Origin of the sequence: Methylomonas sp. ZR1 (assembly GCF_013141865.1) — a bacterium.
Classification (GTDB): domain Bacteria; phylum Pseudomonadota; class Gammaproteobacteria; order Methylococcales; family Methylomonadaceae; genus Methylomonas.
On sequence record NZ_RCST01000001.1, the window covers coordinates 2,157,370 to 2,167,574 of the forward strand.

General features: G+C 50.7%; 10 protein-coding genes and 1 tRNA gene. 5 read left to right on the plus strand and 6 right to left on the minus strand.

All coding sequences use genetic code 11. The annotated features are described in order from the left end of the window. Positions 1-41 precede the first annotated feature (41 nt). Together mch and DDY07_RS09810 are read right to left on the minus strand one after the other, a co-directional pair. Positions 42-1,025: a methenyltetrahydromethanopterin cyclohydrolase gene (gene mch / locus DDY07_RS09805; protein WP_171695752.1), complete on the minus strand. Its 984-nt coding sequence runs from the start codon at positions 1,023-1,025 to the stop codon at positions 42-44. Between the two features lie 5 nt (positions 1,026-1,030). Next, the gene (locus DDY07_RS09810; protein WP_171695753.1) at positions 1,031-2,131 is read right to left on the minus strand and encodes an ATP-grasp domain-containing protein; all 1,101 of its coding nucleotides are present in this window, start codon (positions 2,129-2,131) and stop codon (positions 1,031-1,033) included. Between the two features lie 75 nt (positions 2,132-2,206). Here DDY07_RS09810 and DDY07_RS09815 point away from each other — a divergent pair. The 5 genes from DDY07_RS09815 to DDY07_RS09835 all read left to right on the plus strand — a co-directional run bounded on the left by DDY07_RS09815 (position 2,207) and on the right by DDY07_RS09835 (position 6,556). Beyond that, positions 2,207-2,296: transfer RNA gene (locus DDY07_RS09815), tRNA-Ser, on the plus strand. A 308-nt stretch (positions 2,297-2,604) separates the two neighbouring features. After that, entirely contained in the window at positions 2,605-3,039 is a 435-nt protein-coding gene (locus DDY07_RS09820; RefSeq protein WP_171695754.1) for a hypothetical protein, read from the plus strand. A gap of 171 nt (positions 3,040-3,210) precedes the next feature. Next, a complete protein-coding gene (locus DDY07_RS24075) occupies positions 3,211-4,779 on the plus strand; it encodes a recombinase family protein (RefSeq protein ID WP_253734452.1) in 1,569 nt (522 codons plus the stop codon). Further along, positions 4,776-5,678 carry a plasmid partitioning protein RepB C-terminal domain-containing protein gene (locus DDY07_RS09830; RefSeq protein WP_171695755.1) on the plus strand — a complete coding sequence of 301 codons (903 nt, stop codon included), beginning with the start codon at positions 4,776-4,778 and terminating at the stop codon, positions 5,676-5,678. The genes DDY07_RS24075 and DDY07_RS09830 overlap by 4 nt, the downstream gene beginning before the upstream one ends. After that, on the plus strand, positions 5,675-6,556 hold the full coding sequence (locus DDY07_RS09835; RefSeq protein ID WP_171695756.1) for a plasmid partitioning protein RepB C-terminal domain-containing protein: 882 nt from the start codon (positions 5,675-5,677) through the stop codon (positions 6,554-6,556). Before DDY07_RS09830 ends, DDY07_RS09835 begins: the two co-directional genes overlap by 4 nt. Before the next feature lie 22 nt (positions 6,557-6,578). Here DDY07_RS09835 and DDY07_RS09840 read toward each other — a convergent pair whose 3' ends face one another. From DDY07_RS09840 to DDY07_RS09855, 4 genes are read right to left on the minus strand one after another with little or no spacing between them, the layout of a single operon-like run. Further along, positions 6,579-7,106 (minus strand): hypothetical protein, encoded by a 528-nt coding sequence (locus tag DDY07_RS09840; RefSeq protein ID WP_171695757.1) that lies wholly within the window; start codon positions 7,104-7,106, stop codon positions 6,579-6,581. After that, the gene (locus DDY07_RS09845) at positions 7,087-8,973 is read right to left on the minus strand and encodes a DUF927 domain-containing protein (RefSeq protein WP_171695758.1); all 1,887 of its coding nucleotides are present in this window, start codon (positions 8,971-8,973) and stop codon (positions 7,087-7,089) included. Before DDY07_RS09845 ends, DDY07_RS09840 begins: the two co-directional genes overlap by 20 nt. Next, positions 8,966-9,412, minus strand: a complete 447-nt coding sequence (locus DDY07_RS09850) for a hypothetical protein (protein ID WP_171695759.1) — start codon at positions 9,410-9,412, stop codon at positions 8,966-8,968. Before DDY07_RS09850 ends, DDY07_RS09845 begins: the two co-directional genes overlap by 8 nt. Further along, entirely contained in the window at positions 9,402-9,641 is a 240-nt protein-coding gene (locus DDY07_RS09855; RefSeq protein WP_171695760.1) for an AlpA family transcriptional regulator, read from the minus strand. Before DDY07_RS09855 ends, DDY07_RS09850 begins: the two co-directional genes overlap by 11 nt. Positions 9,642-10,205 lie beyond the last annotated feature (564 nt).

Below are 10,205 nucleotides of genomic sequence, written 5' to 3' on the forward strand. Positions count from 1 at the left end.
CGACGCAAAACCCGTTAGCTGTCGAAGAGACTTAGAGCGAGTTAAGCCCCAAACGAAAGATCGAGTAAGGCATTATCCAGTTTGCCAGCGCGGAAACTTTTGCCGGATTCGACGGCAGTGACAATCACGCTGGCCGGGCTGAACAACATCGCATCGACTTTGAAAAAGTCGTATTCGTAGGCTTTGAAAATATCGGCAAACGGTTTGCCGTAATCTTTGGACGTTGAACTTGGCAATTCCTTCGCCAGTTTCTCCGCCGCTTCGTCGCTGCCTTTGACGAACAAATGCACTTGGCCGGCGAATAAAATCGCGTCGTTGGTTCTACCCATCGCCTTGACGAAATTCGGATGCGGAGGGCAAATCGGCGCGCTGCCGGAACCATCGACGATGTTTTCCAACGGAAAGTGCAACGCATGGGCTTTGTGCATCGCCACTTCCAATACTCGCCCGACGACTTGCACCCCGCCGGCCAGACTGCTGGTGGGCGTGACGATGATGGTCAAATTGGCCGGCGACACGCCGCATGCCGCCGAGACTTTTTCGACGATTTCGATTGGCGGCAAGGCGTCGTTTTCTATGACCAGCGCGGTTTGCTCGGCACTATCACGATATTCCAGTTCTTTATAAAGCTCTTCCACCGGCTCTACTGCACCGTCTTTCAACTTAGTTGCCAGTGCCCGCGCGGGTCCGGAACCTAGGGCATAATATTTGCCGTGCGACAAACTCCAACCTGCATATTGGCTACCCAGGCAAGACAGCACCGGATTGCTGGCGTGTACATTAATGGTCAGCGGCCAATGGCTGGTGTATGGACTTTGCGAGATCGTCGCGGTACCCAAGCCGCCCATGCAGATTTCGGTGATAATTCGGCCAGCTTCCAGACCGCCCGGCACCTTAATACCCGCATCGATAATGGTGCAGCCGTTTTCCAGCTTTTCGATACCCAACCGTAATTTATCCGCGTTATCCAACAGTTGTTGAACCAAGGGCTGGGAAAATTTATTGACGCTTGCCTGGTATTGCATGATGTTTAAAGACCTGTTTCCAAAAGATTTGCAAGGATGCGTTGTTGGCGATGCAGATTATCCAGCACCTGCCCCGAATTTTTTCCGGTGGCAATAATACTGCATATCGGCTCGCCTGTGGCAACAATTGAGCCGGGATTCGGCCTATCCGCAGTCCATGACGGCCATATCAGCCGCTCGGGGATCGTTACTGTTTTTTGCGCATAAACAATCTGATAAGCACTCGGCTCCGCCGATAATTCGACACGATTATCCCGGCTGTTTTGACAAGCCTGTAGATGTTTCAAGAGCAGTGATTTACCGTAAAGCTGGGTACTAGCGGAAATCCGCGCATTGATTTCCAACACGTAACATCTGCCGTCACACAGCATAAAATCCATGCTGTTTAAACCGCGCAATTCATAGGCATTGACAAGCTTATCCAACCAGTCGGCAATTTCAGTCTGAATCGACCTAGAAACCTTGGCATGACTGACAATCCCCGCAAACAGAAACGATTGCCCGCCCTCCGACTTTACCGTCCATTGCTCGTTAAAACCGATCAACTCAACCCCATCGCGACTCGCTGCAAACAATACAGACATCGAACGGCCTTCGATATAACGCTGCCAATAGCCGTCAACAAACTCGTCATTATGACAGCGCCTAATCCCCAAGCCGCCCTCGCCACGCCAAGGCTTTAACAACCAGTCAAAACCATCCTCAGGCTTCGTAAACACCACCGGCGGGTGCGGAATTGACAACGTATCGAGTCGGGCAAAAAAATCACGCTTGTCCTGGACCCGTTGAAAAATAGCCGCCGAGTTCCCGATAATGCGCCAATGCTTTTCCAGACAGCTCAAGGTTTCCGGGTAAGTTTCCAAACCACTGCCATATACCAATTCGGTCAAGCCATGAACCTCACGAACCGCAGCCAAAGTGACTTGAATATCATCCCAGGCCAATGACGGCACCTGATATGCCTGCTTTGCCATTTGCCGAGTATCGCTATCGGCGAAGCAATCGATAGCCACCACCTCGCATCCGGAATCGACACACATTTGCACCAACATCCTTGCCGATTTGGCAATCACTAACAAACACTTAGGTATTAAAGCAGCTTGCATTCGGTTGCAGCATGAGAGTGGACCCGCAAAAAACGCTGGATTTTAAAATATTTTCTGTAATAATACGCGGCTGTTGGAGAGCTGGCTGAGCGGTCGAAAGCGGCGGTCTTGAAAACCGTTGAAGGTTTATCCCTTCCTGGGGTTCGAATCCCTAGCTCTCCGCCATAATATATAGTTAAGGCCTTGATAAATAACGATTTATCAAGGCCTTAATTTTTTCTACCCTACTCCCTACCCTACTTTTGATTCTAATAACCATCACTGATTCCATTGCAGTGGGCGTTATTTGATACAGAACCATTATCAGCCATTTGTCGACTCCGCGCATAATCTGAGGCAAAGCTGGAAAAGTTATTAGCATCCTGCCGTAACAAAGTCACAGCTACGACATCTGCAAACCAGCCTTAGCCTTATTTCAGCCTTTTAACTCATTTGATTCGGCTCAATACGCATTTTTGTGTAGGGAGCCTTCAATGGCGATTAAACAATGCCTCGCTTGCGGCCAGTCTTTTCAACCACGTCCACAAGTTCCACTGCAAACCTATTGCTCAGCGCCTTCATGCCAACAGCATCGTAAACGGCAATGGCACCGCAACAAACTGCAAACAGACCCTGATTATCAAGAGAACCAACAACGGGCTCAACAATCGTGGATAGAGCGCAATCCTAATTATTGGCGTCAATACCGTGAATCTCATCCAAAGTATGTTGATCGTAATCGTACTTTGCAGCGGACACGCAACGCCAAAGCCAAGAATATTCGAATTGCAAATATGGACGCGTCAACTCCAGCAAAGCTGCTGCCATCAGGGATTTACAGACTAAGTTTGGTGACAGAGACCAATAATGTAAAGATGGACGTTTGGACCGTAGAAATCACGGTACATGCTTGCGAATGTCGGCCATAAGCCAGTGTTGCAAAGAGATGACTTGATCGGCAAACCAATCTGATTCTTATACCGTATTGTCAGTTCGCTCTTGGTAAACCCTGGATTTGGCTGTCCCCGCTTAGAAGATAGCTCCTGTCCACAAGTGGCTTAGCGAGAGCCTAATTTTCATGCGATCGGGGATCATCAGGTTTGATAAATCAAATTGAATCCAACGAAGAACAGCCAGAAACGTTCGTCAAATTACGCGCAGTGGAATATGTGCGAATGTCGACCGAGCACCAGCAGTACTCCACAGAAAATCAGTCTGACAAAATCCGCGAATACGCCGCTCGTCATGATATTGAGATCGTCCGAACCTACACCGATGCCGGTAAAAGTGGTTTGCGCATCGATGGCCGAGCTTCATTACAACAGCTGTTGAAAGATGTTGAAACTGGATCTGCCGACTTTTCAATGATTTTAGTTTATGACGTTAGCCGCTGGGGACGATTCCAGGATGCTGATGAGAGCGCTTACTATGAATATCGGTGCCGGAAAGCTGGTATTCAAGTTACTTACTGTGCCGAACAGTTTGAAAACGACGGTTCACCTGTTTCCACCATTGTCAAAGGCGTTAAACGGGCTATGGCGGGTGAATACAGCCGAGAATTGTCGGCTAAGGTTTTCGCCGGGCAGTCTCGACTGATTGAGCTCGGTTTTCGTCAAGGTGGCCCTGCTGGATATGGCCTACGACGGGTATTACTCGATCAAAACGGTTCCATTAAAGCCGAACTGGCCAGAGGCGAACATAAAAGCCTGCAAACCGACCGTGTCATCCTCATGCCTGGTCCCGAGGCGGAAATCCGCACCGTCAATTTGATGTATCACTGGTTCATCGAGGATGGACTGGTCGAGTCCGAAATTGCCGAACGCTTGAACGGCATGGGAATACATACTGACCTGGATCGGCAGTGGACTCGCGCAACGGTGCAAGAGATCCTGACCAATGAAAAATACATTGGTAACAATATCTATAACCGCATTTCCTTCAAGCTCAAAAAGCTAAGAGTGGTTAATCCTTCTGATATGTGGATCAAAAAAGAAGGCGCATTCGAACCTATCGTGCCGCCTGAACTGTTTTACACCGCGCAAGGAATCATTCGAGCCAGAGTTCACCGATATACCGACAAGGAATTAATCGAGCGTCTGCGAGAACTTTACCAGCGCAGAGGATTTCTGTCGGGATTGATCATCAACGAATCCGAAGGCATGCCATCCACGTCCGTTTACGCGCATCGTTTCGGCAGCCTGGTGCGAGCCTACCAAATGGTCGGTTTCACGCCCGATCGGGACTATCGATATCTGGAGATCAACCAATTCCTCCGTCGTTTTCACCCAGAAACCGTCAATGAAACCGAACGTCAGATCATGGCATTAGGCGGCACCGTCAAACGCGACGCTGGCACGGATCTGCTGCAAGTCAATAATGAATTCAGTGTTTCCATAGTATTGGCGCGTTGCCAGAGTACCGAGAGTGGTCGTCATCATTGGAAGGTCCGGTTTGATACCAGCCTGGCTCCTGACATTACCGTGGCGGTTCGCCTTGATGAGACAAATCATGCCGCGCTCGATTACTACCTATTACCGCGACTGGATTTCGATCAACCGCGCATACGCCTTGCCGAACACAATCCCATAGAATTCGAAAGCTACCGTTTCGACAGTTTGGACTATCTGTACGGGATGGCGGAACACACGCGCTTTAGGAGAGCAGCATGACAGAAACAATCAAAACTGGCCAAATGCAAATGATCCCAATTGACTTGATTGATGTCCTCAATCCCAGAGAGAGAAACAAGCGAGTGTTCGAGGAGATCGTCACCAATATCCAAACAATCGGACTCAAAAAGCCAATCACTGTGACGCCGCGCTCCACCCCAGACGGGACTGACCGTTACCTTTTAGTGTGTGGCGAAGGTCGAATGAAGGCATTTCATGCTTTAGGTGAAGCAACAATTCCTGCTTTGGTTATTGAAGTCAGCGACGAAAATGCATTCATCATGAGCTTGACCGAAAATATCGCGCGCCGCCACTATCGACCGTTAGAGTTATTGGCAGGCATTCAGCAACTTCACGAACAGGGATACGACAAAAAAGTCATCGCCCAAAAAACCGGACTCTGCGTCGAGTATGTCCACGGCATACTCACCTTGCTGATGAAAGGCGAAGAACGTTTGTTGGTTGCCGTGGAAAAAGGCAAAATTCCATTGAATGCTGCCTTATCCATTGTCGGCGCGGGTGATGACGATCAAGCCATCCAGGCCGCCCTTCAGGAAGCTTACGAGACTGGAAAACTACGCGGAAAACAATTGATACAGGCGCGACGAGTTATCGAACGCCGACAAACGTTAGGACCATCGGTTGCCAAAGGTACGCCGCGAAAAGCGCAAGATGTCACGACGGCAAGTTTGGTCAGAGTCTACCAAAAGGAAGTCGACCGCCAAAAACTGGTCGTTAAAAAGGCCCAGTTGACTCAACAACGCTTGTTGTTTGTCGTCAGTGCCCTCCGAGAATTATTTGCCGATGAGAATTTCTCGACTCTTCTGCGCGCAGAGGGTTTGGACTCTCTGCCGAAATATCTCGCTGAACGCGTCTTGTCGGGAGGCCGCACGATATGACCAATATACCTCTCGGATTCAGTCTCGAACCGATTTCAGTGCCCTTAGATAAGATCCTGCCCTCACGCAGAACGCCTACTGGCGTTGTCACCTCGCGAAAATATTTGCAGATACGCACATCGATACAGGAAATTGGACTGATTGAGCCTCTATCGGTCGGGCCTGCCGATGCTAAAACCGATCAGCTCATTTTACTGGATGGCCACATCCGTCTGATCGCTTTGCAGGAATTGGGATATATGGAGGTTCCATGTCTGGTTGCTACTGATGACGAGAGTTACACGTATAACAGTCGCATCAACCGTTTGTCGACCATACAGGAACATCACATGATTCGCCGCGCTATCGAACGCGGCGTCACCCCAGAACGGCTGGCCAAGGCGCTCAGTGTCGATCCCCGCACCATTGAGCGCAAAGCGGCGTTATTGGAAGGCATATGCCCCGAGGCAGCAGAACTGTTGAAAGATCACCAGTTCCCAACGGATCTGTCACGGGTGTTGCGAAAAATGAAACCGACCCGTCAACTCGAATGTGTCGAGCTCATGATATCAGCCAATACCATCACCATAAATTATGCTGAAGCACTATTAGTCGCCACGCCGTCATCAATGCTTGTCGAAGGTAAAAAGCCCAAAAAGCTGAGCGGTTTGACTGCGGAGCAAATTGCCAAAATGGAGCGAGAAATGAGCAATCTTCAAGAACGATACAAAATGGTTGAGCAGACCTACGGGCAAGATGTCCTCAATTTGGTATTGGCTAAGGGCTACTTAGCCAAATTACTTGAAAACCCAGCAATAAAACGGTTTCTGCAGCAAAGGCAGCCGGAATTCTTGGCGGAATTCGAGGCCATTGTTCAAACAGTATCACTGGATCAATGACGAGCTGTATTCGCAATTTAACTTAACGTTGTTCAAAGCTCTTACACCTCCGCCATTTATCCACCACAATCCACCAGCCGAATTGACTGCATCGTTGTTCTGACACTTGCAGGAACCGACAACTGGCACAGCGTACAAACCCTCGCGAATCGCCGTGGTGAATACGCAGGGTGTCTTCGGCCAGCTTCAGGGCGTAATGCAGGACGTCGGAGCTTGCCGCGCATTCGCTGAGAAACTCGTCGATGACCGATGAATCGGTTTCACCAATGGCGTTCAGATAGGCCATAAGTTTTGCTTGGTCTTGGGCGTTGAGCTTGTTGACGTTGTTTTGTTGAGGCTTGCTGTTTTGGGGTGTTACCGGTATTACTGGTGTTACCGCCAGTTCTGGCGCGGGTTGTGGTGGTATTACCGATTCGGGGTCGGGTAACACTGGTGTTACCGCTGAAACATTCTTACTTTGCGCTCCGTGGCCTTGATCGTTTTGTAGAGACGGCTCATCGGTCGCCTCTGCCAGATAGTGCCGTATCACATCAGCCAACATGGTCGTCATCAAATTGAATCACGTAAAACCAGGCCGAGCCGCCGTGGACTTTGACCTGGGTGACATGCTTTTTCGGGTTGGGTCCGGATTTCAGGATGCCTTGCCCGATCAGCAGTTTGACCGCCAAGGCCAAATCGGCATGACCAATCGCCTTTTTAAATCCGGCCGTGCTGAACAACCATTGCCGGCCTCGTTCGGTTTGGCGCCAATAGCCGGAACGCTCGCCATGCAGTCGGTTGGGATCGTCGGTTTTGGTAAAGCGGCTGTCACCATAGAGTTCGACATACTGTCGTAACGCATTGGCCAATTGCTGGGGTTCCAGTTCGCCAGTTCCACGCTGTTGACGCCAATGTTTGAAGCAGATCAGTGCCGCTTCCATCGCTATGCGTTCCGGCCAGCCCGTAACACCATATTCGCTGGCCAATTCGCCCGCCAGACCAATCAAGGCAAAGCCACGAGCGGCGCGGGCCTCCTGAGCCGATAAGGGACCATGGCGCTGTTCGAAAATGCGTAAACACTGGTCCAGGTAAGTGGCAAAATCGCGTGAATCGCGGGTCAAGTGCTCCAGAAAGGCGATTCCGGCGGTGCCATATTGCTGCGATGTGTGCTTATGCAGCACGGTGGCAAAGGCACGGCCACTGCCATAGTTATGCAGGTGGTCAAAGGCGCCACACTGACCAAATACCGGCAACTGAAGGAAACGCACCAATTCGCCGGCTTTGACTGGAATACCGGCCTTACTCAGCTGGGCTTCAATCGAGTCTTCGCCGTTGGATAGAATCGATACCCGCCAATGCTGATGCAACATGGCTCTGCCACTGACCGTGGCCCGTTGCTTGCCAACTCCATTGGCCAAAAGATACAACGACTTGCTGACGTCCTGAGCATCGGCTTTACTCATCTCATCCAGACACAGAAAACCATCATTAACCTGCACGGCGGCTGATTCCAGACCATTCAAGGTTGCCGTCCAGGAGCGCTGGAAACGTTTCGGTTCGCCCCAGACACTGGCAGCGACTTGCATGCCGCTGGTCTTGCCCTGACTGGAGGGACCATAAATATGAATGGACAGGCTGTCCAAATGGCATTTAGCCAGTAAGGGACCGCAAAAGGCCAGTGAGACCAGGAACAGCAAAAAAGGATTTCCGGGACATAAACCCGCGACCTGTTGTTGCCAGGCGGACAAGGTGCCGGCTTGCCGATACAGACCACTGTTTATATTTCCCTCGCACTGCAGCAATACGGCGTCCGTTGAATCGCCACCAATAGTGCGATCTGGCAGCACATAAACGTGATCAAACCAACCGGGCGTCGATGTGATCCAGACCGTTCGGTCTGGGTGTTGCTGACACAGATATTCCGCCAGACGACTGCGTTGCGCATAGTGAATATCCAGGCCCTGGTCAAACAAGGCTTTCTGTAATTCATCGCCACGACCAGCCAATAAGCGGCACGGCATGTTCCACTGTTTGAGTTGCCCCAGTCGATCACGAAATTCCAGCAATATACCGAAGTCGCCACCCTGCCGGTTGCGGGCAATCGCTACCGCCTTCAACACCCCACAGATTCTGACATCGCGCAGCGCCGGCGGCTCCTTGGCCGACGATTTGCCGAGAAAGTGATAATACACACCGGCGGGCCAGCTATGACTAGGACCGCAGGTGTGTTCATACACTTGGTAACAGGGCCGACTGGAGGCGTCGGGAAAAAGTGCTGCCGCATCCTTCTCGGATTTGGCAGCAACCATTGATTGACGGGCTTGCTGGATCTCGGCCAAATCCGAAGGCGACAACTTCTCAGGCAGAAATCGCCTAATGGCGGATGCCAATCCGCCATCAAACTCTTCATACATCAGTGATTCAGCATGATCATCCACCGCCTGACTCCTTGTTCAGCCGATAAACAACAATCTCGTCCCGCACCTGAACCCAACGCTCACCAACCGGCAAACGTGGATCGTATTCAAACGCGGGTTGGCTGAAATCCACCCAACTTGGCCAGACGGCGACCCATTCGGCACCGTAACTCAGCAGCACCTTGACCAGTGCCATCACGTCATCACGACTGGCCGCGTGATCACGTTGCCAATCGACGATTAACATTAGGTCCAGCACCGGCCAACGATAATGGGCAGGTACTGAGTTAGACGGACATACCAGTGCCGATACGGTGGGATTCGATTGCCATTGCCGCGCACGTTGCCAGGCATTACCACCTAAGCAGATCATAATCGGCCACGGCGGCGAAGCGGATTGCAGCCTGATGATCAATTCCTTACCAAACGGCGGCAAAGACAAGCGCTGACTAGGCGGCATCGGCCACCCATGCATAACCCAGCCGTTCCATCAACGCGCGTATATCCTCCACCCGCCAGGCGGTGATGCGTTTACCCAATTTGACGGGCTGGGGATAAATGCCGGCTTTTACGCCGGCCCACCAAGTGGACTTACTCACCGGAATCAGTGGCGGAATCGGCGGATTGGCTTTTGGATCGCCAAGAATCTGTTTCAGTCGGAGAAATCCGGTTTCAGGCAATTTTGACATAGCGTTTTTTCTCGAAATCAGTGAAAACGAATCGGCCGATGACCGTTGACTGCAACACGCAGTCACGGTCCGACCAATAGCAAGACCGTTGCCGGCCCAGTCTGCAATCCATTGGATTGCGTAGTGTCGCGTCGGACAGAATAACCAAATCGAGCGGCGGCTCGTTTGCAGCTGACGACGAATTTGCCATCAGCTGCAAGATCGGGAAATTAAGTTTGTCTGATGCGATCTGAGGACGTATTTTTCAGCAATAACTTTGAAAGCCGCTTGCAGTAAATTGCGATTTCGCAATTTACTGCAAGATTACGAAAAAAATTTCGCTTGATGCCGGCCAATGCCTGTTTAACGAGGTTCAACGAAATAGCCGCCGTCCGAAAACGTCCTGGGGAATATTGTGAAGAGTAAATTTGGAAGGTCGTCTTCGAAATCGCGATAATTTTGGAGATTTCGACAATTGGTGAAATTTTTTTTTTTTGCCAACCCGAATGCGATTAAGCGTCTAAAAAATTACTCGGTTTTGATTAGCTGACACTGAGTTGGGAAAGCGCTTTGCTGATGGTGCAT

What these genes read in the sequence shown, in the direction of transcription:
- mch (WP_171695752.1), bottom strand. Translation starts at nt 1,025, where the DNA reads ATGCAATACCAGGCAAGCGTCAATAAATTTTCCCAGCCCTTGGTTCAA.
- DDY07_RS09810 (WP_171695753.1), bottom strand. Translation starts at nt 2,131, where the DNA reads ATGCAAGCTGCTTTAATACCTAAGTGTTTGTTAGTGATTGCCAAATCG.
- DDY07_RS09820 (WP_171695754.1), top strand. Translation starts at nt 2,605, where the DNA reads ATGGCGATTAAACAATGCCTCGCTTGCGGCCAGTCTTTTCAACCACGT.
- DDY07_RS09830 (WP_171695755.1), top strand. Translation starts at nt 4,776, where the DNA reads ATGACAGAAACAATCAAAACTGGCCAAATGCAAATGATCCCAATTGAC.
- DDY07_RS09835 (WP_171695756.1), top strand. Translation starts at nt 5,675, where the DNA reads ATGACCAATATACCTCTCGGATTCAGTCTCGAACCGATTTCAGTGCCC.
- DDY07_RS09840 (WP_171695757.1), bottom strand. Translation starts at nt 7,106, where the DNA reads ATGACGACCATGTTGGCTGATGTGATACGGCACTATCTGGCAGAGGCG.
- DDY07_RS09850 (WP_171695759.1), bottom strand. Translation starts at nt 9,412, where the DNA reads ATGCCGCCTAGTCAGCGCTTGTCTTTGCCGCCGTTTGGTAAGGAATTG.
- DDY07_RS09855 (WP_171695760.1), bottom strand. Translation starts at nt 9,641, where the DNA reads ATGTCAAAATTGCCTGAAACCGGATTTCTCCGACTGAAACAGATTCTT.